Source organism: Pseudomonas sp. RA_35y_Pfl2_P32 (assembly GCF_963970735.1).
Taxonomy (GTDB): Bacteria; Pseudomonadota; Gammaproteobacteria; order Pseudomonadales; family Pseudomonadaceae; genus Aquipseudomonas.
Genome location: NZ_CAXAQF010000008.1, coordinates 157,209 through 179,609, shown reverse-complemented (window position 1 = coordinate 179,609; position 22,401 = coordinate 157,209). Strand labels below are relative to the sequence as shown.

At 61.3% G+C, this 22,401-nt stretch carries 17 protein-coding genes; 6 read left to right on the top strand and 11 right to left on the bottom strand.

The window, feature by feature from the left end; all coding sequences use genetic code 11:
• Positions 1–125: 125 nt before the first annotated feature.
• The gene (gene hexR / locus AACY45_RS10445; protein ID WP_095164987.1) at positions 126–992 is read left to right on the top strand and encodes a transcriptional regulator HexR; all 867 of its coding nucleotides are present in this window, start codon (positions 126–128) and stop codon (positions 990–992) included.
• A gap of 145 nt (positions 993–1,137) precedes the next feature.
• Positions 1,138–1,350: a PA3496 family putative envelope integrity protein gene (locus AACY45_RS10440; RefSeq protein ID WP_339545374.1), complete on the top strand. Its 213-nt coding sequence runs from the start codon at positions 1,138–1,140 to the stop codon at positions 1,348–1,350.
• On the opposite strand, the gene AACY45_RS10435 is transcribed toward AACY45_RS10440, so the two are convergent.
• A complete protein-coding gene (locus AACY45_RS10435) occupies positions 1,292–2,254 on the bottom strand; it encodes a LysR family transcriptional regulator (RefSeq protein WP_166588804.1) in 963 nt (320 codons plus the stop codon). The genes AACY45_RS10440 and AACY45_RS10435 overlap by 59 nt on opposite strands.
• 191 nt (positions 2,255–2,445) lie before the next feature.
• Between AACY45_RS10435 and AACY45_RS10430 the strand changes: the two genes are divergently transcribed.
• On the top strand, positions 2,446–3,861 hold the full coding sequence (locus tag AACY45_RS10430; protein ID WP_095164982.1) for an acetyl-CoA carboxylase biotin carboxylase subunit: 1,416 nt from the start codon (positions 2,446–2,448) through the stop codon (positions 3,859–3,861).
• 11 nt (positions 3,862–3,872) lie between these two features.
• Positions 3,873–5,678, top strand: coding sequence for a sodium-extruding oxaloacetate decarboxylase subunit alpha (oadA, locus tag AACY45_RS10425; RefSeq protein ID WP_339545373.1), 1,806 nt, complete (start codon positions 3,873–3,875; stop codon positions 5,676–5,678).
• 130 nt (positions 5,679–5,808) lie between these two features.
• Here the strand turns inward: oadA and AACY45_RS10420 are convergent, their stop codons facing one another.
• On the bottom strand, positions 5,809–6,642 hold the full coding sequence (locus AACY45_RS10420) for an amino acid ABC transporter permease (RefSeq protein ID WP_339545372.1): 834 nt from the start codon (positions 6,640–6,642) through the stop codon (positions 5,809–5,811).
• The gene (locus AACY45_RS10415) at positions 6,639–7,460 is read right to left on the bottom strand and encodes an ABC transporter substrate-binding protein (RefSeq protein ID WP_339545371.1); all 822 of its coding nucleotides are present in this window, start codon (positions 7,458–7,460) and stop codon (positions 6,639–6,641) included. The genes AACY45_RS10420 and AACY45_RS10415 overlap by 4 nt, the downstream gene beginning before the upstream one ends.
• 113 nt (positions 7,461–7,573) lie before the next feature.
• Between AACY45_RS10415 and AACY45_RS10410 the strand changes: the two genes are divergently transcribed.
• On the top strand, positions 7,574–8,473 hold the full coding sequence (locus tag AACY45_RS10410) for a homocysteine S-methyltransferase family protein (protein WP_339545370.1): 900 nt from the start codon (positions 7,574–7,576) through the stop codon (positions 8,471–8,473).
• Positions 8,474–8,522: 49 nt separating this feature from the next.
• On the opposite strand, the gene AACY45_RS10405 is transcribed toward AACY45_RS10410, so the two are convergent.
• The 3 genes from AACY45_RS10405 to AACY45_RS10395 are packed head-to-tail and all read right to left on the bottom strand — an operon-like array spanning position 8,523 to position 10,290.
• Positions 8,523–9,194: a GNAT family N-acetyltransferase gene (locus tag AACY45_RS10405; RefSeq protein ID WP_339545369.1), complete on the bottom strand. Its 672-nt coding sequence runs from the start codon at positions 9,192–9,194 to the stop codon at positions 8,523–8,525.
• 17 nt (positions 9,195–9,211) lie between these two features.
• Entirely contained in the window at positions 9,212–9,658 is a 447-nt protein-coding gene (locus AACY45_RS10400) for a GNAT family N-acetyltransferase (RefSeq protein WP_339545368.1), read from the bottom strand.
• Positions 9,659–9,660: 2 nt separating this feature from the next.
• Positions 9,661–10,290, bottom strand: a complete 630-nt coding sequence (locus AACY45_RS10395) for an FMN-binding negative transcriptional regulator (RefSeq protein WP_339545367.1) — start codon at positions 10,288–10,290, stop codon at positions 9,661–9,663.
• Between the two features lie 91 nt (positions 10,291–10,381).
• Between AACY45_RS10395 and pdxR the strand changes: the two genes are divergently transcribed.
• Positions 10,382–11,935: a MocR-like pyridoxine biosynthesis transcription factor PdxR gene (gene pdxR, locus AACY45_RS10390; RefSeq protein ID WP_339545366.1), complete on the top strand. Its 1,554-nt coding sequence runs from the start codon at positions 10,382–10,384 to the stop codon at positions 11,933–11,935.
• A 35-nt stretch (positions 11,936–11,970) separates the two neighbouring features.
• Here the strand turns inward: pdxR and AACY45_RS10385 are convergent, their stop codons facing one another.
• From AACY45_RS10385 to AACY45_RS10365, 5 genes are all read right to left on the bottom strand, one after another.
• Complete coding sequence (locus AACY45_RS10385; RefSeq protein WP_339545365.1) at positions 11,971–12,507, bottom strand: hypothetical protein; 537 nt, start codon at positions 12,505–12,507, stop codon at positions 11,971–11,973.
• A gap of 45 nt (positions 12,508–12,552) precedes the next feature.
• Positions 12,553–14,091, bottom strand: a complete 1,539-nt coding sequence (locus tag AACY45_RS10380) for a hypothetical protein (protein WP_339545364.1) — start codon at positions 14,089–14,091, stop codon at positions 12,553–12,555.
• An 11-nt stretch (positions 14,092–14,102) separates the two neighbouring features.
• Entirely contained in the window at positions 14,103–16,520 is a 2,418-nt protein-coding gene (locus AACY45_RS10375; RefSeq protein ID WP_339545363.1) for a dermonecrotic toxin domain-containing protein, read from the bottom strand.
• Between the two features lie 2 nt (positions 16,521–16,522).
• On the bottom strand, positions 16,523–21,130 hold the full coding sequence (locus AACY45_RS10370; protein WP_339545362.1) for a hypothetical protein: 4,608 nt from the start codon (positions 21,128–21,130) through the stop codon (positions 16,523–16,525).
• A 159-nt stretch (positions 21,131–21,289) separates the two neighbouring features.
• The gene (locus AACY45_RS10365) at positions 21,290–22,390 is read right to left on the bottom strand and encodes a polyamine ABC transporter substrate-binding protein (protein ID WP_339545361.1); all 1,101 of its coding nucleotides are present in this window, start codon (positions 22,388–22,390) and stop codon (positions 21,290–21,292) included.
• Positions 22,391–22,401: the final 11 nt, after the last annotated feature.

Genomic DNA, 22,401 nt, shown 5'->3' with positions numbered 1-22,401 from the left:
GAGGTCTGCCCAGCCAAAACTGGGACATCGAGTTACGGATTGAGCAGGCAAAAAACGGATTCTTGTAGTATAACTACAAGCTTGCTACATCCCCGGCGCCCGCCCATAACAATGAGTCCTGCCCTTTGAACCTGTTGCAACATATCGCCCAGTCCCGTCACCTGTTACGCAAATCGGAACTCAAGGTTGCCGACCACGTGCTGCTTGACCCCGCGGCAGTGATGCACAGTTCCATGGCCGATCTTGCCCACAGCGTGGGCATCAGCGAACCGACCATCGTGCGCTTCTGTCGGGCCATCGGTTGCTCCGGTTTCCAGGACCTGAAGTTGAAGCTGGCGCAAAGCCTGGCCGCCGGTGCGAGTTTCGGCCAGTTCGCGATCCACGAAGACGATTCGGTCGCCGACTACAGTCTGAAAATTTTCGACACCACCCTGCACACCCTGATGGAGGTTCGCGAGAAGCTCGATCCGATCGAACTGCAGCGGGCCGTGACGCTTATGTCCCAGGCCCAGCGTGTGGAGTTCTACGGTTTTGGTGCGTCGGGTGCGGTGGCGGCGGATGCCCAGCATAAATTCTTCCGCTTGCTGCTGACGGCCGCCGCCTATTCCGACCCGCACATGCAGGCCATGTCGGCGGTGACGCTCAAGCCCAGCGATGTGGCGATCTGTATTTCCCAGTCGGGGCGTTCCAAGGACCTGCTGATCACCGCCAACCTGGTGCGTGAAAGCGGCGCCTCGCTGATCACCCTTTGCCCGAGCCAGACCCCGCTGGCGGAGCTGTCGACGGTGAACCTGGCGATCGATGTGCACGAAGACACCGAAATCTACACCCCGCTGACCTCGCGTATCGCCCACCTGGTGGTGATCGACGTGTTGGCCATGGGTGTGGCCATGGCGCGCGGTCCGAGCCTGGTCAACCACCTCAAGAGCGTCAAGCGCAGCCTGCGCAGCTTGCGGTTGTCGCCCAAGTCGGTGAAGGCGCTGGACGATTGATGTCGACCGGGATCGTGGCAGGTCGTGGCGACCTTATCGCAAGCAGGCGTCTGCCAATGTTCACATCCCTGTAACCCACCCGCCGCCAAACCGTCATCCGCCCGGCCTATCTTGAAACTCCCGTACTCGCCTTGGGAGACTCGAAATGGCCCAGCCCTACGAAGAACGCAACAGCGCCGTCAAAACCCGCCGTCAGCAGGAAGATCAACGCCGCATGGCGTTCCGTCGCGCGATTGAAGATCGCTGTGAACGCCGGCAACTTCTCGCCGAGATTGGCGATTTTTCCGACAGCCTTGAGCTCAATTACTGGCAAGCGACCCCGGCAGTTTCGCGTCGAAGCGCTCAACCAACGCGCTGATCTGCACCCGTTCACTGCGGATAAATCCCAGGAACGCATGCGCCACCGGTGACAGGCGCTTGGCTTTGGCCTGCACCAGGCACCAGCTGCGATACAACGGCAGCTCTTCGACCGGCAACTCCTTGAGCCCGCCAGTCGCCAACTCCAGGTTCAGGGCGTGACGCGTCAACAGCGCCACGCCCAGCCCCGCCACCACACATTCACGCTGGGCCTCGGCCGACGAGACTTCCTGGGTCTGGTTGAAGTGCACGCGCTTCTCCTTGAAATATTCTTCACAGGCTAGGCGCGTTCCGGAACCAGGCTCGCGCAACAGCAAGGTGTAAGGTTCAAGGTCCTGCAAGCGCAGGGGGCCCATGTGGCATAACGGGTGGTCGGGCGGGGCAACGGCGACGATCGGGTTGTTGAGGAAGGGCAGGAATTCCAGGCCCATGTCCTGCGGCACCATGGACATGATCACCAGGTCGTCGCGGTTGTCCGACAGGCGCCGGATCACTTGCCCACGGTTGACCACCGTCAGTTGCAAGTTGACTTCCGGGTGCTGGCGCTTGAAGGCGGCGAACAGGTGGGGGACGAAGTACTTGGCGCTGGATTCCACCGCCAGTTTCAGCTGTCCTTGCAGTGAGCCCTGCATGTCGGACAGCTGCATATCGAGGTTTTCCAGGCGACCAAAAATGTCCCGACTGGCCCGCTGTAACGCTTCAGCTGCTTCGGTCATGTAGAGCTTTTTGCCCACATAATCGAACAAAGGTTGCCCAACCAGCTCTTCAAGCTGACGAATTTGCAGGCTGACGGCCGGTTGTGTGAGCGACATTTCCTCAGCCGCGCGGCTGTAGGAACGTAAATCGCAGACTTCATTGAAGATCTGCAATTGACGCAATGTCATACGCATCAAGGACTTACGCATTCTATGGGTGCTCTGGTGACGGGCCTGTCGCTCAACTATAAGTCTTTGCTTATAGCTAACCCAATAATTATTGATTTTTGTTAATCCCTTGCGCGGGATAGTGTGGCTCTGCGACTGGCTTGAAACATTTAGTCACTCGCCGACCCGGTCTAGCGGGTCGTGGGTAGCAACCGGCTCAAGGGAAACTCCAAGTGATAACAAAGATCCTGATCGCCAACCGTGGTGAAATTGCCGTACGAATCGTACGTGCCTGCGCCGAGATGGGCATTCGCTCGGTTGCCATTTATTCCGACGCCGACCGTCATGCCTTGCATGTGAAACGCGCCGATGAAGCCCACAGCATTGGTGCCGAACCGCTGGCCGGTTACCTGAACCCGCGCAAGCTGGTGAACCTGGCCGTGGAAACCGGTTGCGACGCGTTGCACCCAGGCTACGGGTTCCTCTCGGAAAACGCCGAACTGGCGGATATCTGCGCCGAACGCGGGATCAAGTTCATCGGCCCGTCGGCAGAAGTCATTCGCCGCATGGGCGACAAGACTGAAGCGCGCCGCAGCATGATCAAGGCCGGCGTGCCAGTAACCCCAGGCACCGAAGGCAACGTCGCGGGCATCGAAGAAGCCCTGACCGAAGGCGACCGCATCGGCTACCCGGTGATGCTCAAGGCCACCTCCGGTGGTGGCGGCCGTGGTATTCGTCGCTGCAACAGCCGCGAAGAACTGGAACAGAACTTCCCCCGCGTCATCTCCGAGGCCACCAAGGCCTTCGGTTCGGCGGAAGTGTTCCTGGAAAAATGCATCGTCAATCCCAAGCACATCGAAGCGCAGATCCTCGGCGACAGCTTTGGCAACGTGGTGCACCTGTTCGAGCGCGACTGCTCGATCCAGCGCCGTAACCAGAAGCTGATCGAAATCGCCCCCAGCCCACAACTGACCCCGGAACAGCGCGCCTACATCGGCGACCTGTCGGTGCGCGCAGCCAAGGCCGTGGGTTACGAGAACGCCGGCACCGTGGAGTTCCTGCTCGCCGAGGGCGAGGTGTACTTCATGGAGATGAACACCCGGGTGCAGGTGGAACACACCATCACCGAAGAAATCACCGGCATCGACATTGTCCGTGAGCAGATCCGCATTGCTTCCGGCCTGCCACTGTCGGTGAAACAGGAAGACATTCATCACCGCGGTTTCGCGTTGCAGTTCCGCATCAACGCCGAAGACCCGAAGAACAACTTCCTGCCCAGCTTCGGCAAGATCACCCGCTACTATGCCCCCGGCGGCCCCGGCGTGCGTACCGACACGGCGATCTACACCGGCTACACCATTCCACCGTTCTACGATTCGATGTGCCTGAAACTGGTGGTCTGGGCATTGACCTGGGAAGAGGCCATGGACCGTGGCTTGCGCGCCCTCGACGACATGCGCCTGCAGGGGGTCAAGACCACCGCTGCGTACTATCAGGAAATCCTGCGCAACCCGGAATTCCGTAGCGGTCAGTTCAACACCAGCTTCGTTGAAAGCCACCCGGAACTGACCAACTACTCGATCAAGCGCAAACCCGAAGAGCTGGCCCTGGCCATCGCCGCCGCCATCGCCGCCCACGCAGGCCTGTGAGGAATACAACAATGTCCAAGATCCACGTTACCGACACCATCCTGCGCGACGCCCACCAGTCGCTGCTCGCCACCCGCATGCGCACCGAAGACATGCTGCCGATCTGCGACAAGCTCGACAAAGTCGGCTACTGGTCGCTGGAATGCTGGGGCGGCGCCACCTTCGATGCCTGCGTGCGTTTCCTCAAGGAAGACCCGTGGGAGCGCCTGCGTAAACTGCGCGCCGCCTTGCCCAACACCCGCCTGCAAATGCTCCTGCGCGGCCAGAACCTGCTGGGCTACCGCCATTACAGCGACGACGTGGTCAAGGCCTTCGTCGCCAAGGCCGCGGTCAACGGCATCGACGTGTTCCGCATCTTCGACGCGATGAACGACGTGCGTAACCTGCGCGTCGCCATCGAAGCGGTGAAAGCTGCCGGCAAGCACGCCCAGGGCACCATCGCCTACACCACCAGCCCGGTGCACACCATCGAGGCGTTCGTGGCCCAGGCCAAGCAAATGGAAGCCATGGGTTGCGACTCGGTGGCAATCAAGGACATGGCCGGCCTGCTGACCCCGTACGCCACTGGCGAACTGGTCAAGGCGCTCAAGGCCGAGCAGTCGCTGCCCGTGTTCATCCACAGCCACGACACGGCCGGCCTGGCCGCGATGTGCCAACTCAAGGCCATCGAAAACGGTGCCGAGCACATCGATACCGCCATCTCCAGCTTCGCCTGGGGCACCAGCCACCCGGGTACCGAGTCGATGGTTGCCGCCCTTAAAGGCAGCGAGTTCGACACCGGCCTGAACCTGGAACTGTTGCAAGAAATCGGCCTGTACTTCTACGCCGTGCGCAAGAAGTACCACCAGTTCGAAAGCGAGTTCACCGCGGTCGATACCCGCGTGCAAGTCAACCAGGTACCGGGCGGGATGATTTCCAACCTGGCCAACCAGTTGAAAGAACAGGGCGCCCTGAACCGCATGAGCGAAGTGCTGGCGGAAATCCCGCGGGTCCGTCATGACCTCGGCTACCCACCGCTGGTGACCCCGACCTCGCAGATCGTTGGCACCCAGGCGTTCTTCAACGTGCTGGCCGGCGAGCGCTACAAGACCATCACCAACGAGGTGAAGCTGTACCTGCAAGGCGGTTACGGCAAGGCGCCAGGTACCGTCGACGAGCAGCTGCGTCGCCAGGCAATCGGCAGCGAGGAAGTGATCGACGTCCGCCCCGCCGACCTGTTGAAGCCGGAAATGACCAAGCTGCGCGGTGAAATCGGCGCACTGGCCAAGTCCGAAGAAGACGTGCTGACCTACGCCATGTTCCCGGACATCGGGCGCAAGTTCCTCGAAGAGCGCGAAGCCGGCACCTTGACTCCGGAAGTGCTGCTGCCGATTCCTGAAGCCGGCGGCGTGACCTCGGCGGGCGGCGAAGGCGTGCCAACCGAGTTCGTCATCGACGTGCACGGCGAAACCTACCGCGTTGACATTACCGGGGTGGGCGTCAAGGCCGAAGGCAAGCGTCACTTCTACCTGTCCATTGATGGCATGCCGGAAGAAGTGGTGTTCGAACCGCTCAACGAATTTGTCGGCGGTGGCAGCAGCAAGCGCAAGCAAGCCACGGCCCCGGGCCACGTCAGCACCACCATGCCGGGCAACATCGTCGATGTGCTGGTCAAGGAAGGCGACACCGTGAAAGCCGGCCAGGCCGTGCTGATCACCGAAGCGATGAAGATGGAAACCGAAGTGCAATCGGCCATCGCCGGCAAGGTCACCGCCATTCACGTGGCCAAGGGCGACCGGGTCAACCCGGGCGAAATCCTGATCGAGATCGAAGGCTGATTTCACGCCTTCATCTGCAACGTTTTACCTCGGGGGAGCACATGCTCCCCTTTTTTTGCCTGCTCTGCAGCCAACTGCAAAGGTTGGGACAGCCTGGCGGAGGGGCTTGAAAGCGCCGAACGAGAAGGCCCTAACTGCGCCTGGCGTAGGCCTTGCCGTAGTGCTTTTCCATGCGTGCCTGAATCAGCTCCAGGCCGATCGACATCAGCCAGTAGATGATCGCCGCGGTGCTGAGCATTTCGATGTAGCGGTAGCTGGAGCGGCCGTAGGACTGCGCCAGGAACATCACTTCCCAGACCCCCATCACCGAAATCAGCGACGAGTCCTTGAGCATCGAGATGAATTGGTTGGTGGTGGGCGGAATGATGGTGCGCATGGCCTGGGGCAGGGTCACGCGCCAGAAGATCACACTTTCGCGCATGCCCAGGGCGAGTGAGGCTTCGCGTTGGCCGTAGGGGACGCCCAGGATGCCAGCGCGGAAGATCTCGCTCAGGTAGGCGCCGTAGTTCAGCGACAGGGCAATGATGCCGGCGGCGATGGCGCCCGGAACGATGCCCAGTTGCGGCAGGCCCAGATAGATCAGCAGGATCTGGATCAGCAGCGGCGTGCCGCGAAAGAACGACGCGTAGAAGCTGGCGATGCCAAACGCCACTGCGCTGTTCGACAGGCGTCCGAGGGCGGTGATGAAGCCCAGCAACGATGAAGCAACAATCGAGCACAGGCACAGGAACAGGGTCAGCGCGGCTCCTTGCAGGAACCCATTGGGGGCCAGGTGCAGGCCCACCAGAGTGGGCAGCTTGTCGAGGATGATCGAGAACTTCAGGTCAAAGCTCAGGAAAAAGCTGGCGAACAACCCGAACATCGCCGCCCAGGTCAGGTACAGGCGGGTGCGGAAACCGCAGAGGCGCTTGAGCAACGAATCAGCCACCGGCTGCGGTGACTGGGGAGGTGGGAAAGAAGTCATTGGCTGATGTCGGCGCCGATCCATTTTTGCGAGAGCCGGCTCAAAGTGCCGTCCTGTTTCAGTTGGGCGAACACCTCACGCACCTTGGCGTCCCACTGGGCATCGCCTTTCTCGATGGCCACCGAGTTGGGCTCCGAATACAGCGGCTCGCCGGCGAGCTTGAAGCGCTGGTCCTGGGTCAGGCGCGGCTGGGCGCTGACCAGGTTGGTGAGGATGGCATCCAGGCGCACTCCGGCGCCCAGGCCGAGGTCATGGAACGCCACGTTGTCGGTGTCGTAGGGGGCGATCTGCACGTTCTCGAACGGGTACTGCAACTGGGTGTCTTCGGCGCCTTCGATCACCAGGTTCTTGTTCAGGTAACTTTCGTAACTGGAGGCACTGGTGAGACCCACCTTCTTGTCGCTCAGGTCCTTGGCCCCGTGAATGCGCTCATCCTTGGCGTTGACCACGATCACCGCTGGCGAGGCGTAGTACTGCACCGGGAAGTCGAACACTTCGGCGCGGGCCTTGCTCGGGGTCATGGAGCAGATGCAGATGTCGTATCGACCGCTCCAGCGACCGGCGGCGATCACGTCCCAGGACGGGGTTTCCAGGCGCAGCTTGACCCCCAGTTTGTCCGCCACGGCCTTGGCCACATCCACGTCGAAACCGTCGAGCTGGTTCTGTTCGTTGAGGAACGAGAAGGGCGGGTAACTCTCCATCAGCACCCCCACCAGCTCTTTTTTCTGCTCGACCCGGTCCAGGGTGGCGCCGCCAAATGCTTGGGTGGAGGCAGCGAGAATCGTCAGGCCCAGGGCCAGCAGTGGTTGAAATTTCACGGTCGATCCCTGAGAAAAAAAGAGGTTGTGATTAACTGAATGGTGCGTATTAAATAGTTATAAGGCTGACTCTGATAGTGAGTTATTTTCATAAGCATATGAGTGAAAAGCATATGGGCGTAGCAAGGACAGTGATTCTGGATGGCGGCATGGGCCGTGAGCTGCAACGCCGAGGAGCGCCCTTCAGACAACCCGAGTGGTCGGCGCTGGCGCTGAGCGAAGCGCCGCAGGCGGTTGAAGCGGTGCACGCGGCTTATATCCAAAGCGGTGCCAATGTGATCACCAGCAACAGTTACGCCGTGGTGCCGTTTCACATCGGCGAAGCGCGTTTTGCGGCTGAGGGTGAGGCGCTCGCCGCCTTGGCGGGCGAGTTGGCGCGGCGGGCAGTGGACGCTTCGGGTAAGCCGGTGCGAGTCGCGGGTTCATTGCCGCCGCTGTTCGGTTCCTATCGTCCGGACCTGTTCGACGCTGCGCGCGTCAGCGAATTGCTGACGCCGCTGGTCAAGGGCCTGGCCCCCCATGTCGACCTGTGGCTGGCCGAAACCCAGAGTTCGATCGTCGAAGCGCGGGCGATTCACGCCGGTTTGCCCAAAGACGGCAAGCCGTTCTGGCTGTCCTTTACCCTCAAGGACGAAGACACGGATGACGTGCCGCGCTTGCGCTCCGGCGAACCCGTCGCCGAGGCTGCCGCGGTGGCGGCCGAGTTGGGGGTCCAGACCCTGCTGTTCAACTGCAGTCAGCCGGAAGTGATCGGGGCGGCAATCGATGCCGCACGGCTTACCTTCGCCCGACTGGGGGTGGACATTCATATCGGTGCCTACGCCAACGCGTTCCCGCCGCAACCCAAAGAGGCCACGGCCAACGATGGCCTGGACCCGCTGCGCGATGACCTTGATCCGCCGGGGTATCTGCACTGGGCGGCCGACTGGCAGCAACGTGGCGCCAGTCATCTGGGCGGCTGCTGCGGTATCGGCCCGGAGCACATCGCCGTGCTGGCGCAGAAACTGGTTTAAGCAACCAGGGCAAAAGATCGCAGGCTGCGATCTTTTGCGGTCAAAGCGCTTAGGCGCGACACTCTACCAGGGTCTTCACCTGCCCCGAGTCCGTCTGGTTGTCATCCGCCAACCACTTCTCGAAGCCTGCGCCAATCGCCGGCCATTCCGAATCCAGGATCGAATACCACGCGGTGTCGCGGCTCTGGCCCTTGACCACCATGTGCTGGCGGAACACCCCTTCAAAGCTGAAGCCCAGGCGTTCGGCGGCGTACTTGGAGCGGGCATTGGCGTTGTTGCACTTCCACTCCAGGCGGCGGTAGCCCAGGGCAAATGACTCCTTGGCCAGCAGGTACACGGCCTCGGTGCTTTTCGGCGAGCGCTGCATCGGCGCGCCAAAGGTGACGTGGCCGATTTCGACGCGGCCATGGGCCGGGACAATCGACATCAGGCTGAGGAGGCCCTGCACGTCGCCGCTGGCGCGGTCGATGACGGTGAAAAAATAGGGGTCGCTATGGGCGGCGTGATTGTTCAGCCAGGCATCGAAGACGCCGCGCTCCGGGAACGGGCCGTAAGGCAGGTAGTCCCAGAGTTTCGGGTCGGCACCGGGGCCTTGCAGGACCTTGAACAAGCCCTCGGCATGGCGTGCCGGATCAAGTTTTTCCAGGCGAATGAAGCGCCCTTCGAGCCGTTGCGCCGAGGGTGGCGGCACGCCTTGCCAGTCTGCGAGTGAAGTCGACATGTTGTTCTCCTTGAACCTTAAAGGGCTTTGCGAAACTGGATGAAACCGGGGCGCTCGGCGACGCGCTCGTAGAGCTGGATCGCGGTGGCATTGGTTTCGTGGGTCAGCCAGTGGACCTTGCAGCAGCCGTCGGCCTTGGCGGTACTGTAGACGAACTCGATCAGTTGCCGACCAACGCCGGTACCGCGGGTTTGCGGCGCCACAAACAGGTCTTGCAGGTAGCAGGCGCTTTCGATGCTCCAGTTCGAGCGGTGGTAGATGAAGTTCACCATGCCGACCGCCTTGCCATCCGCCCAGGCGAGCGCCCCATGGGTCGGTTCGCTTGGGTCGAGCATGCGCTGCCAGGTGCTGTGGCTGACGGCGTCCGGCAGCTCGGTGTTGTAGAAGCCCAGGTAGGCCTGCCACAACGGCAGCCAGGCGGCGTGGTCGTCGGCGCTGACGCGGCGAATCTCGATCTGACTCATGTTCATTCCTTGGGCATCAAGAGGGCGAGTGCCTGGTCATGCGGGTCGGGGCTGGCAGCCAACCCTTCACGTACGCCGGCGATGTCTGCGGTGCTGCGGTTCTGGCTGAGCTTGCGCTTGCCTTCCAGGCGCTGGATGGGCAGGGCGAAGCCGACGATGGCCTTGAGCATGCCATCGATGTAATCGGTGGGAGCGTCGGCGACTTTCCATGGCTGGGTATTACTGGCTTCATGACGATCGGTCAAGGCGCTGACCAGTCTGAGCAGGCGATCGGCCTCGGTGAACACTTCGCCAGTGCCATAAGCGTGTACCGCGACGTAGTTCCAGGTCGGTACAACTTTGCCGTGCTCGGCTTTGCTCGGATAAAACCCCGGGCTCACGTAAGCATCGACACCGGCAAAAATCACCAGCGCTTCGGCGCCGCTCTGCAGTTCTTTCCATTGCGCATTGGCCTTGGCGAAGTGGCCGTAGAGGGTGCCATACGGACCTTCCTCCGGGTTCAGCAGCAATGGCAGATGACTGGCTTGCAGCCCTTGTTCGCCATGGGTGACCAGTAGGGCGAGTCGGGTACCGAGTATCTGCTGCTGCAGTGCCTGTAAGTCGTCGAGAGCAAAGGCGTTGGGCGTATACATGGAAATTTTTCCTTGGCGAATGCCTGCATCCTAGGCAGGCTATTGGTCTGTTGTAAGAGCCATTAATGACCAATTTCATAGGTCCATTGCCATGTCCCGCGAACCTCTGTCCTTGTCGTTCAATCCTGCGGGGATCGAACTTGATCGCCGCCAGGGCTTGAGCCGCCAGCTCTATCAGGCACTGCGCGTGCGAGTGCTGGACGGTCGGCTCGCCAGTGGCACACGCTTGCCGGCCAGTCGCGATCTGGCGGCGGCATTGGCGATTTCACGCAACAGTGTGGTGCGCGCCTACGACCAGCTCTACGCCGAAGGCTTTATCGAGGGGCGGGTCGGGGATGGCACCTATGTCGCGCAATTGCCGCAAAGCGCATTGCCCGGGAAAAAATTATCCACAAAAGTATCCACAGGGTTTTCAACAGGCTTACCCACAGCCTTATCCACAAATTGGCTGGATTTACCTGTGGTTTCATCCAGTAAAGTTATCCACAGCGGTGCGTTGGGGCGCGTGGAAAAGCACCATCTACCGAGTCCGCCAAGTGGTCCGCCGCGGGCATTTCGGGTCGGTGTTCCGGCGTTCGACCTGTTTCCCTTCGAGGTTTGGGCCAAGCTGAATGCGGCTTTCTGGCGCAAACCGGATTTGCAGCAGCTGTGTTACGGCGACCCGGCCGGCGACGCCCGATTGCGCGGCCTGATCGCGGCGTACTTGCGCAGTTCGCGAGGTATGCAATGCACGGCTGAGCAAATTGTGATCACCAGTGGTGCGCAGCAGGGGATTAGCCTTTGTGCACAGTTGCTGGTGGAGCCGGGCGACGGGGTTGCGCTGGAGAATCCGGGCTACCGCGCGGCGGGTCACGCGTTTGCCATGGCCGGCGCGCGATTGCACGGGGTGGCGCTGGACAGCGAGGGCATTGACTGCGCCGAGCTGGCGAAACTCAGTGACTGCCGCCTGACTTACGTCACGCCATCCCATCAGTACCCCACGGGCGTGGTGATGAGCCTCGCTCGTCGCCTGGAGCTGCTGGCCTGGGCCGAGCGTACGCAAGGCTGGATCGTCGAGGATGATTACGACGGCGAATACCGTTACAGCGGTGCGCCGCTGGCGCCGTTGGCCGCATTGGATCGCCAGGGGCGGGTGTTGTACGTCGGGACGTTTGGCAAAGTCGCGTTCCCGGCCTTGCGCCTGGGATACCTGGTGTTGCCGATGGGGCTGGTGGACGCGTTTTCCCAGCGTCGTGCCGTGGATGTTCGTCACTCCGAGGTCAGTACCCAGGCGGTCATGGCGGAGTTCATGGCCACCGGGCACTTTCAACGGCACATCCGCCGCATGCGCCGCGCGGCGTTGAGTCGGCGCAATACGTTGCTCAGTGGCTGGCCGATGGATATCCCGGGTATCGGCCCGTTACCCACAGTCACCGCAGGACTGCACATGACAGTACCTGTCGACAGCGTGGCGCGGGAGCGCGAACTGCTCGAATCAGCGAGCAGTGTCGAGGTCGAGATCAGTGGTTTGAGCAGCTATTGGCTGCCGGAGTCCGCCACGGCACTGGACCAACGTGCCGGGCTGGTGCTGGGCTTTGCCGCCGTGCCCGAAAAGGCCATCGAGGCGGCGCTGGAGCGATTGCGAGCGGTGTGGCGTGTTCGCTGAAGCGGGCGGATCGTCTGTCCGCCCGCGGTCGTGCATCAGGGTCGGGTTTCCAGTTTGAAGAACAGCGACGGGTCACTGATGCGCCGCAGCACATAGTCGATCGGCGCCAGGGTCGTCAGGGCTTTGCGACGTTCAGCCGTGAACTGCTGCAAATGCCCGTCGGCGATCTTCAGGTGCGCTGCGGTGTACTTCTCCAACGGGGCGTCAGGCGAGTTGTAGTGAAAGTGCGCAAGCCACAACGGCTGATCCCCGTCAGTGATGTCGAGCACCTGGTACTCCTGAAAGTAGTCCTGGCGTTTTTTGGTCTTGATTCGGCCTTGTTCGTTGCGCACGATCCTTACCTGATTGTTGTCCAGCAACCACTGCAAATAGGCCTGTCGCGGCGGGCGCTCCTTAAGCAACTGGGTGCGGGTACTGATGCCTTGGGCGCGTAACCGGGCGGCGGCGCTCTTGAGTTCCGAGCTCAGGTTGCCCACAGGCAGCCGTATTCCACCTGACGCGCGCATGCGTGCCAGTACGTGGTCGACTTTGGTTGCTGTTTGTTCCAGTCGTTGGGCCTGGAGATCGAACAAGTCCTGCATGTCCGCCGGGATACGGTCGGGTTTGGCGGCGTCTTTTCAGGTCCGATCAATAAAGCCCTGGACGTCTTCATTCAGGGTCAGGGCATTGTCAATGATGTCGATATCGTCCAGTTCCGACACCGCAGAAGGACCTTGGCGGGTGGGGAGCATTTCCTCGAGGAGTGGCTCGCTGGATGTCGAGGGTTTAGCGGGCGCGGGATCGCGGGGGCGGCTCTTGGTGACTTTGCCAACAGGCCGTGAGGGGCCCGCCACCGCGGGCTTCGACGGGACCGGTACGGCGCTCGTCCCGCTCTCGGGCAACAGCGCACTCAGTTGTTCCTGGGCCAACTGCCGGAACTCGCCGATCAAGGTACTGACCCGCTCAAGCTCCGTCGGCTCAACCTTGCCGGGGTACTCTTCAGGAAGGTCCTTGAGACGTTGAACGGTGTCGACGTAGACATCGATGAGCCGGCTCAGGGTGTCGATGCGAAGGGCGCTCGCCTCATCGCGATCCGGCGTTCTGAGCAAGGCCGTATGCCGATGAGCGGCGGTCGCGGCCTCGATGATCAACGCACCCACCGCTTTACGGGCCGGTTCAGCGTTCTCGGTGGCACTGCCACGCATGCACATCTCATGTGACATGCCGATCTCATTGGATTTCAAGTCCCACTGGGTGAACACAGGCAGCAGTTCTCGCAAACTGTGTGCGGTGGTCATGCCTGCACCGCCAACCGCTTCGATTCTTTCCAGCGACGCTTGGGAAATGTGCAGGCGAGCGATGATCTCCTGACTCAATGCCAACGCTTGCCTGACACCCTGAACGTGAGCGTGCAACGCCGCGCTTGAGTCGATGGCAGTGTCTTGCGTCAGTCTGTGGGTGAGTGTTGCGTAGGCATTGCGCTTGAGTACGAACCAGAGGGCGAGGTTCTTTTGCAGCTCGATGGTCATGCGCTGTAAATCGTTGAAATAGCCTTCACTGCCACCGTTGATGCGCCATTGCTCCAGGTTTTTCAGGGCCTGATCGTAGTCATCAATCAGCTTTTGCACCTTTGCAAGGTAGCGCTCTGCCGCCTCTTCACGCGCTTGCTCGGTGGCACCTTCCATCTCTTCCTGGGCCTCTTTCAGCGCGGCATTGTTGGGCGCTTCCTGGCGTTTGAAGTTCTCCAGCTCGACAGACAGTTGTTTCTTCTGCTGTTCCTTGGCTTTGCGCTGTGCCTTGAGCTGGCTTCGCAGGCTGGTACCTCCCGCACCGGCGCGCAAGCGCAAACGGGTGTCGACGAACCACCGACCTTGGGGGGTATGGCCCAGCAGGGGTCCGGCTTTGGAGGGGGGGTGTGGATCAACGATCTGGATCTGCCCGTCTTCATTTTCTAGCACGCAGTACCAGCGTTCGCCGACCTGTGCATAGGTCTTTCGATCCAGGCGATACAGCTCGGCGGTGTCACGCACTAGGGTCTCCACGGCTGGGGCGGTGATATCGGGGGCCGGCACACTCAAGGCGCTCAGAAAAGCCAGCAGCGCCGAGGGCGAGCGATGGGGCACTGAGCCGCTGGCTGCCAGTGAGGAGTAATGGCTGGAGGCAAGTTCACCGGTCATGGGGGTGGCAATCAGTGTGACCGCGGGGGGGGGGCGGGTTTGACTGCCGGCGTGGCGGTGGTCCCGGGCAACCTGTCGTGCGCACTTAACACCGCCGATGCGGTGCGGGGGCCGGTTTTGCGCCGTGTGGCGGCGTGATGGGCCAGGATCATCCCCAGGTTCAGCAGCATATCGGCGACTGCGCTCCATTGAGCCTGCGCATCACCGCGCTGATGGGCGTCCAGTACTTGCTCGATTTCACTGATGCTTTGCCAGACCCAAACCGCCGCCCCCGCCGGGCCGCTGAGAAAATTCGCGGCAACATTGAACAATGCCCAGCCGCTGTCTCGCAGCAAGGCCCAGCGTCGTTGTGCATTGGACAACGACTGGCGGTCGGAGAGTTCGGCCATGGCCAGGGCATGGGTCTTGAACAGGACCGGGAAGATGTCGCCGGTCAACTCTGTTGACGCGAGTTCGACCGGCCCGGTCCAGTCCACGGATGTCCAGGGTTCGGCGAGCAACTGTGCCGCCAGCCATGGACTGGGCAGGCCGACGGGGAAGGTGTACTGGGCGTATTTGAAACTGATGTCCGAGTCCGGCAGCCATGCCAGCACCGAATCCCTCAATTCACCCGGCTGATGCAGGGCATACAGCAGGTTTTGCGTTGACGGGAACTGCAGTAACGGCTGTTCGAACAGCGGGCGATAGAGCAGGCAAGGCCCGCCTGCCGGTTCGCGCGGGGCGATGATGAACATATTGGCGACGGTGTCGCCGTGGGTTTGCCCGGGCTGGATAAACGTCAGGGGACGGGTGACCACCGGCTGCGGGTGACCGGGGGTCGGTTTGAGCCATTCGCGCACGTAGCGGCAACCCAGCTCATCGATGCCACCGATGCGACGGATCTTGCACTCCAGCGCAATCAGCGGCAGCAGGGCACGCAGTTGGTTGAGGTAAAAATGCTGCTGCAAGGTCGCCTGCTGTGGATCATCGATCAGTTTGTCTTTGATCAATCGGGGATACGCCTCGCCGACGTCAACCGCGCTCGCCATTTTCGTCAGGTACGCGACGTTCAGCCAATCAGGCAGCGGCTGCGTCGGCTTGAACCTGAGGGTTGCCTGATACGGTGCGCTGTTGTGCACGGCGTACTCGCCCAGTGTTTCAGTGTGGACGTCGAGCGGGTTGGGCAGCGTCAAGCCACCGGATTCGAAACTGTTGGTGACGGTGATCTCGAGGCTGTCCAGCGGCAGCCCGGCGGCGGGTTGATCGACAATGATCGCGTCACGCAGGCGGCCCTGGGCATAGGTCGTCAGGGGCAGAATCCGGAACAGCTTTTTGTCGTTCTGTTTGTACAGTTTGCCCAGCGCGTTGACGGATTGACTGTACAGATTCAGGTCGGCAACCGAAGCACCGAACAGCCAATCGGGTATGGCGTCATCAAGGCCAATGAGCGCCTTTTTCTCCGCAGCACTGGCGTGTTCAACCAGCGGGTTTGAATCGATGTGCTCGGGCGTTTCGCTCGCGAGGCTTTCCTCGGTGATTGCGCCAATGGCCGTGAGCTGGCTGGCGATCAACGCCCAGGCCATGTGATCGAAAAAATTGCCCTCGGGCTCGAACAACTGCCACTTCAGGTTGCGCCCGGCCGGTTGCGGCGCGATGCGACCCGGTAGCGAAGCCCCCAACTGTGCCAGGGAGTCGAACGTTTCATACCCGTGTTCAACGGTGTACATCATCACCAGCTCACGCTGTTTATAGCGCCCAGTGATCACGCAGGCGCCGACCAGTATCAAATGTTGGGTGGTGCCTTGGGCGTCGACCGAGTCAATGTCGATCAGGCTCACCTGGACAGTCGAAAGCGTTGCATCGTGGGCCTGACGCTTGTTTTTGTCCGGGTGGCGCGAGACGGCCCGCGCCACCAGGCACTGCTCGTGATCCCAACCGTTGGCGTGTTGCACGTCGAGGGTTTTGCGCAAGGCATCGGACAGTTCCAGCCAGTGCGGCGCCTGGTGCCCGGTGGTGTTCCAATAGGCCAGTTGGCGCTCGCCGAAGGCAACGAAGAGCAGTGGAGCGTAGTCATTGAGCACCCCGGCAATGGCCTCGATGCCGATGTCCAGGTGCACCACGGGCGAGGCGGGCGGGTTCAATGTCAGGAAGTGCTCGCCTTCGAGGTAGTTGGCAGTGGTCGAGTTGAAGAACTGGCGAACCAGTGCCTGGGTCAGTGATTCAAACTGGGTCGGCATGGCCACGAGCGTGTCGTCGATGACCTGCCATTGGGGGGTGCCAATCAGGGTCTGGCCGGGGTCGATATCCCGTTCGGGATACAGTACCTCCAGCGCCTGGCGCAGCAGTTGAGCGGCGACCTCATCGACGGTGGGTCCCCGGCTGGTCTGATGCACGACCTGGCTTTTTTTCAGCAAGGCGGGGGTGTCGGTGTTTGCAGAATGTTCAGTCATCGTCATTGTCCTTTTTGACGTTGGGGGGAGGACGAGAAGAACAGCGCGCGCGCCAGTTGCGGGCTGATCTCGCTGCGATAGATGGCGATCACCTGGGCGCTGCTGGCCGTGCGCACGTCAAATGCGCCGGCCAGCAGGCGCTGATCGCGGCGTTTCAAGTGGGCGGCGGTAAACGCGTCCGCCGGTGTGTCAGGGCCGGCGTAATGGAAATGGGCGTACCACAATGTATTCCCGGTGCTGCGCTCGCGAATCTCGTACTCCTGCAAGTAGTCCTTGCGCGGACCTTTGAGTCGGCGTCGAGCGCCCCCCGGCGCAATGTCGATTTCATTTTTGCTTGATAGCCATTCAACGCGGGCGGCGGTGGGGGGTTGTTGTTTGATCATCTCGACCCGTAGCCGATAACCCTCGGCGTTCAGTCGATCGCGTGCCTGGTTGAGTTCCGCGATCTCGGGCGCAGGCTCGCGGGTCGTGTTGGCGCTGATCCGGGCCTGCTCCAGATGCCTGGCACATTCGTCGAGTTGGTCGGCTTTGTGTTGGAACAGCTCCTCGATTTCCACCGGGATACGCCCTGGTTTTTTCGCGCTCGCTTCGGTTTGCCGAATGAAGGTATCCACGCCATCCAACAGTGTCCGGCCTTGGGCGATCTGCGCCTGGAGGTCGGGTACTGGTGTGGTGGGGCGACGACGCCTGGGTTGTACCCGCTCCACCCAGACCCCGGGTGTTTTTTCGTGAAAGGTGGCAATCACGTCGCCGGTCATGGGGGCTCTCACGTCCAGCAAGGTCGGTTGTCCCGGCGCCGAGGGACGGACCTCGCCAACCACCGTGCCCCTGAAGCGTGTCTTGATGACCCGTTTGCGCGATACCGGCGCGGGTCTTGAAGGGCCGGGCCGGGGCTCCAGCGGCAGTTGCTCGCGGAGCAACTGCGCCAGATAACCCTCGGTGGCCTGGTGGAACTCGCTGACCCGCGTCCTGAGATGGTTGAACGGTTGCTCCAGCACCGCCTCCTTGTGCTTGAGGGCGAAGTCTTCGAGGGCCTGGTCGACGGCGGCAAACTGCTCCAGCATCCCGCTGAGGCCCTCGGTACGTTCGCCCGCCACCCAGGCAGTTTCTTGCAGCATCAATTCCTGCGAGGTCTGGATCACCAGATTGGTGGTATCGAGCAGGCGTTCGAATGACTGTTGAGCCTCGATCAGCGCGGCGCTGGTGGCCTCTTTCAGGCAGACTTCGCGGGCCAGCGAGACCTGAAGCGCCTTGAGATCGTTAACGCTGAACCTGGGTAATTTTGCCTGATAGGTACTGGTGACTTCGGCAGCGCTTCGACCCAGTCGACTCAACTCCTGGAAGCGAGAGTGAGCAAACTCGATTTTGCCGATCATCTCCTCGCTCAGGTCGATCATTTTCCGGTAGGTTGCGCGCTCGGCAGCACCCCCTATCGTTTCTTCAGCCTCAAGCAACACCAGGGTTTCCCTCAAAGTCTGAGAGAAGGTGGGATTACGCTGATCAAGCCATGTCTGGTTAAAAAACAGCTGAGTGCCGAGCATCTCGACCATGGCAGTTCGGTAGTTGGGCACCGCGTCGAGCAGGTTCAGCGATTTCAGCTGTTCGATAGGGGGGGCGTACTCCTGGGTGCGACGCTCGAGCTTCTCGAGAAACTGCGTTTGCGCCGCCAGCAGGGCGTCACCGCTGAGCGATTTCATCGCTTTGTGCGCATCCGTCAGTTCGACACGTGCCAGTTCGCGTTCGTTATCAAATTCGCCCAGTTGTTTTTTGAGCTCGGTGACGCGCGCTCGGTTTTGCTGTTTCAGTGCCTTGCGCCGACTCGACAAACCACCGCCGCGCAGGCGCAAGCGGGTGTCGATGAACCACTCGCCACGCGCATTGCGGATCAACGCAGGACCGCTGCGCATCGGATTCTGCCGAGAGTCGATTATCGATACCTCACCCTGGCCCTCGACGGCCACTTCGAACCAGCGTTCACTCACAAGTGCGTAGTACGTGTTCTCGTGATGGTAGAGGCCGCGAAGCGCAGCGTTGTCACCGCTGGACAGGATGAGTTGCGCGGGGCGGGTGATTGCGAAGCGATCCAGGGTACTGGCCAGATTCAGGGCGGTGTCGGTCGCAACCGATGTGCGGTGTTGTGCAGGATGTTCGCCGATCACATCAGGCTGTTGAACAATGGTCTTCGGGGTGACTGCGGGGTTTTCCGGGCTCTCGGTTACTTCGGTTATCGGCGCCTTTTCCTCGACTCTGCGGGCCGTCGGTTTGCGTGTGCTGGCGTGGTGGGCGAGGACCATGGCCAGGGTCAGCAATAGGTCGGTCATGGCGGTTTTTTGTTGTGCGCGGTCGCCTGTATCTGCGGCGTCCAGGGTTTGTTGGACGTCATCCAGCACTTGCCAGATCCAGGCGGCCGTCCCGACAGTTCGGCCAAAAAAGGGCAGTGCCGCGTTGAGGATCAACCAGGCTGCATGTTTGAAGGTGCCCCAGCGATTTTGCGCGTTGGATACCGATTGTCGCTGCGCCAGCTCGACCAGCGCGTTGACGTTGGCCTTGTACAGCGTGGCCAGGGAATCGCTGGCGAGGACCTCAGAGCCCAGGGTAAGCGTACCGCCCATCTGCAAGGGGGTCAGAGGGTCGGCCAGCAGTTGTGACAGGGTCCAGACCGTCGGCCGGTCACCGGTGAATACGTAGTTGGTGTAATTGGCGCGTACGCCGTCCGGCAGCCAGGCGAGCACGTCTCGGCGCAGTGTCGGGGAATGCTTGATGGCATATATCAGGTTGGCCGGCGTCGGGTGTTGGCTCAGGGGCCGATCGAGCATGGGGCGGTACAGCAGGCATGGCCCCTTATCCATCTGCCGAGGGCCGATCACGAACATGTTGGTCACTTTGTCGGTCGAGTCTCCCGTGCGCCAACCGGGCTTGAAGGCCAGTGGGCGAATGACGATCTCCTGGCCCTCGACCCAGCGATTGGCCTCAAGTACCTGGACCACGGCGGCGACATAGCGGTAACCCAACTCGTCAATACCAGCCTGCGCGCGAATCTTTTGCTGCAAGGCCAGCAGTGGCAGTTCGACGCGAAGGTGACTGGTGAACAGGTTCTGTCGCCGCACGCTGTCCAGCGGATCGTCAAGTAATGTGTTTTTGATCAGTGCCGGGTAGGTCTTGCCGATGTCGACGCTGACGATCAGCGCCTCCAGGTAACTCACCGTCATCCAATCCGGTAGTGCAGTGGCGCTGGTACTGCGCACGGACTTATTGCCCAACGGCAGCGCAATCAGATTTTGCAGCGCCAGGTCGACCAGGCTCAGGGTGGTGCGCTCAGGTCCCACCAGCGGCGTAAAGCTGCCCCAGACCACCACGCTGTCGACCACGATTTCGATGTCTGCCAGGTTCAGCTTGGCGGCATCGGCATGCTGTTTGAGCATGGCCTCGCGCAGCTTTTCCAGGGCGAACTCGCGAATCGGCTTGATGCCGTCCTGAAAAGATTTCCCGGCGTTCTGTTCCTGAATCGTCGCCAGGTCCATCAGGTGGCGACTGTAAGCGCTGAGGTCGCTGGATGACGCGTTGGCCATCCACCCCGGCAAGGCCTGTTCGACTTGTTTGAAGCGCGAGGAAGATTGCTCGCCCGTGGGGTCGAGTTCGTTCGTCGTGCGGCTGATGTGGGGGGCCAGGTCGGGATTGTCCGCTTCAGTGTCGTTCGCCAAATCGCCAATCGCGTCGGCTTGCAGGGCAATCAGGTTGCAGGCCAGATGATCGAAGTAATTGCCTTCGGGCTCGACCAGGCGCCACCGCACGGCCTTGCCCGGTGTCGACTCATCGACGTAGGTCTTCAAGGACTCGCCCAGTTCCTGCAAGGAATTGTACGTCTGGAATCCACGGGTGAGGGTGTGACAGATGATCAAGGTACGCGTACCCACGGTGCCGATCAGCACTGCCATATCGAGGATGTGAAAGTGGGTCGACACCCCCTCGTTCAGCTCATCCAGGTCGATCAGGCAGGCACGTGACTGATAGCGGTCGTTCAGTGTGCGGGTGTTCTTCTGCGGGTCGGCGAACAGGTTGCGGGCCATGGCACAGAGGTCGGTGCTCCAGTTCGGGTGGGAATCGATGTTCCAGAGCTCGCGCAGGGATTTGGACAAGCCTTGCCAGCGCGGCGCCGAGGCGCGGGTGAACTGGTTCCAGTAATCGACCTGCTGTTCTTGAAACGCGACGAACAGCAACGGCGCCAGTTCGTTCAGCAGTTGCCCGATGGCCTCTATGTTGACGGGCAGTTGCGCCGGCGTTTGCTCCTGAGGGTGCAGGGTGAGGAAGTGCTCGCCATCGAGGTAGACCACCGGCGAACCGGCTACGCTGTGGCGCACCAGGGCATCGGTCAGTGATTCGAAACGCCGCGGCCCGGGGACGGCGACATGATCGTGCACGGTCCAGGTTGGCGTTACCACCATCGCCAGCCGTGGGTCGATAGACAGTTGCGGGTACAGGGTTTTCAAGGCGGGTTGCAGGGCGTGGGTGGCGACTTCCCGGATCGAGGGGCCGGCCACCAATTGGGTGAGCAGGGCATCTTGATGGGGTGGAAGGCCTGATACAGCAGGGGGGCTGGAAGCTTCAGTCATGGTCACGTCCTTGTGGGGCAGCAGGCACCCTGGAAGGTGGGGTGCGCGATCCATTGCAAGGTAGTGACGGGCAGGGTGGCATTGGCGGTAAAGAAATATCGCGGGCAAAAAAAGACCTGCGCAAGCGCAGGTCTGGCAGCGGCAGGAGCGAGGCGATTGTCAGGTGCCGGACTTGATCTTGGTCCAGGCCCTGGTCCGCGCTCGTTCGGCATCGCGCGGCAATGGTTGCAGGGTGTAGAGCGTGCCCATCGCCGTTTCGGTCGGGTACAGATTCGGGTTGTTGCGAATCGCCGGGTCGACCAGTCCCGTGGCGTCCTTGTTCGGGTTCGGGTAACCGACGAAGTCACTGACGGGTGCGATCACTTGAGGTTGCAGCAGGTAGTTGATGAAGGTGTAGGCGTCTTGCGGGTTCTTCGCGCCGTTGGGAATGGCGAGCATGTCGAACCAGATCGGCGCACCTTCCTTGGGCAGGCGCATGTCGACGACTACGCCGTTCCTGGCTTCCTTGGCGCGGTTGGCGGCCTGGGAGAAGCTGCCGGAGTAACCGACGGCGACGCAGATGTCGCCGTTGGCAATGTCGGCCATGTACTTGGACGAGTGGAAGTAGGTGACGTACGGACGAATCTTCATCAGCAGCGCTTCAGCCTTGGCGTAATCCGCAGGCTTTTTGCTGTTGGGGTCCAGGCCGAGATGTTGCAGGGCCAGCGGCAGGATCTCCGACGGCGAGTCGAGCAGGGCGACGCCACACTGCTTGAGCTTGCTGATGTTCTCTTCCTTGAAGATCAGGTCCCAGCTGTCGACCGGCGCGTTGTCGCCAAGCGCTGCCTTGATTTTGTCCGGGTTGAACCCGATCAGAATGGTGCCGTACATGTACGGCACGGCGAATCGGTTGCCCGGGTCGTTGGCTTCGATCAGCTTCATCAGCGTGGGATCGAGGTGGTGCCAGTTCGGCAGTTGGCTGCGGTCCAGCGGCTGGAATACGCCGGCCTCGATTTGTTTGGCGAGGAACACGTTGGACGGTACCACTACGTCGTAACCGGAGTTGCCCGTCAGCAGCTTGGCTTCCAGGGCTTCGTTGGTGTCGAAGATGTCGTAGATCAGTCGGGTCTGAGTGTTCTGCGCCTTGAAGTCTTCCAAGGCTTTTGGGGTGATGTAGTCGAACCAGTTGTAGACGCGCAACGTGCGCTCTTGCGCATGCACGGCACCGCTGAGCAACAGTGCACCCAGGGCGGGCACGATAAAACGCTTGAACCTTCTCATTGTCGTACTTC

What these genes read in the sequence shown, in the direction of transcription:
- AACY45_RS10435 (WP_166588804.1), bottom strand. Translation starts at nt 2,254, where the DNA reads ATGCGTAAGTCCTTGATGCGTATGACATTGCGTCAATTGCAGATCTTC.
- AACY45_RS10370 (WP_339545362.1), bottom strand. Translation starts at nt 21,130, where the DNA reads ATGACTGAAGCTTCCAGCCCCCCTGCTGTATCAGGCCTTCCACCCCAT.
- pdxR (WP_339545366.1), top strand. Translation starts at nt 10,382, where the DNA reads ATGTCCCGCGAACCTCTGTCCTTGTCGTTCAATCCTGCGGGGATCGAA.
- AACY45_RS10365 (WP_339545361.1), bottom strand. Translation starts at nt 22,390, where the DNA reads ATGAGAAGGTTCAAGCGTTTTATCGTGCCCGCCCTGGGTGCACTGTTG.
- oadA (WP_339545373.1), top strand. Translation starts at nt 3,873, where the DNA reads ATGTCCAAGATCCACGTTACCGACACCATCCTGCGCGACGCCCACCAG.
- AACY45_RS10405 (WP_339545369.1), bottom strand. Translation starts at nt 9,194, where the DNA reads ATGTCGACTTCACTCGCAGACTGGCAAGGCGTGCCGCCACCCTCGGCG.
- AACY45_RS10420 (WP_339545372.1), bottom strand. Translation starts at nt 6,642, where the DNA reads ATGACTTCTTTCCCACCTCCCCAGTCACCGCAGCCGGTGGCTGATTCG.
- AACY45_RS10440 (WP_339545374.1), top strand. Translation starts at nt 1,138, where the DNA reads ATGGCCCAGCCCTACGAAGAACGCAACAGCGCCGTCAAAACCCGCCGT.
- AACY45_RS10410 (WP_339545370.1), top strand. Translation starts at nt 7,574, where the DNA reads ATGGGCGTAGCAAGGACAGTGATTCTGGATGGCGGCATGGGCCGTGAG.
- AACY45_RS10380 (WP_339545364.1), bottom strand. Translation starts at nt 14,091, where the DNA reads ATGACCGGTGAACTTGCCTCCAGCCATTACTCCTCACTGGCAGCCAGC.
- AACY45_RS10395 (WP_339545367.1), bottom strand. Translation starts at nt 10,290, where the DNA reads ATGTATACGCCCAACGCCTTTGCTCTCGACGACTTACAGGCACTGCAG.
- AACY45_RS10375 (WP_339545363.1), bottom strand. Translation starts at nt 16,520, where the DNA reads ATGACTGAACATTCTGCAAACACCGACACCCCCGCCTTGCTGAAAAAA.
- AACY45_RS10400 (WP_339545368.1), bottom strand. Translation starts at nt 9,658, where the DNA reads ATGAGTCAGATCGAGATTCGCCGCGTCAGCGCCGACGACCACGCCGCC.